This window comes from Maribellus luteus (genome assembly GCF_003576475.1).
Taxonomy (GTDB): domain Bacteria; phylum Bacteroidota; class Bacteroidia; order Bacteroidales; family Prolixibacteraceae; genus Draconibacterium; species Draconibacterium luteum.
In genome coordinates this window covers 1-512 of record NZ_QWGR01000309.1, presented here as the reverse complement: position 1 = coordinate 512, position 512 = coordinate 1, and the positions used below count along the sequence as shown (strand labels likewise).

Annotated in this window: 1 protein-coding gene; it reads left to right on the top strand. The window is 63.9% G+C overall.

Annotated features, from left to right (window positions below; genetic code table 11):
* Positions 1 to 378, top strand: a 378-nt coding sequence (locus D1614_RS29015; RefSeq protein WP_175579330.1) for an exodeoxyribonuclease III, incomplete at its 5' end; no start/stop codon positions are given.
* Between the last annotated feature and the right edge of the window lie 134 nt (positions 379 to 512).

The following is a 512-nucleotide window of genomic DNA, read 5'->3' as shown; positions in this document are numbered from 1 at the left end:
GAGCGCATGAAGGGAGAGCAGCCGCTGGTGCTGGCGGGCGATTTCAACGTCATTCCCGCCAACGGTGACGTCTACAATCCCGCCGCCTGGGCGAACGACGCGCTGTTTCTGCCGAAGACGCGCGAGCGCTTTCGCGCCCTGCTCAACCTCGGCCTGACCGACGCGATCCGCGCGGTTTCGGATCAGCCCGGCCAATATACGTTCTGGGATTATCAGGCCGGCGCGTGGCCGAAGAACAACGGCATCCGGATCGACCACCTGCTGCTGTCGCCGCAGGCAAGCGACCGGCTGCTCGATGCCGGGATCGATCGCTACGTCAGGGGATGGGAAAAGGCGTCAGATCACGTTCCGGTGTGGATCGATCTGGATCTGAACTAAGCCGCGTGTTCGCGAAGCGAACGGATCAATCCCGGCGGCCCTGAACCCAGCGCTCGAGCATCTGCAAGGCCATCGCCCGGTCGTCCTCGGATGCCTTGGCGAGCGCGGTCTTGTAGCTGTCCTTGATCCAGGTC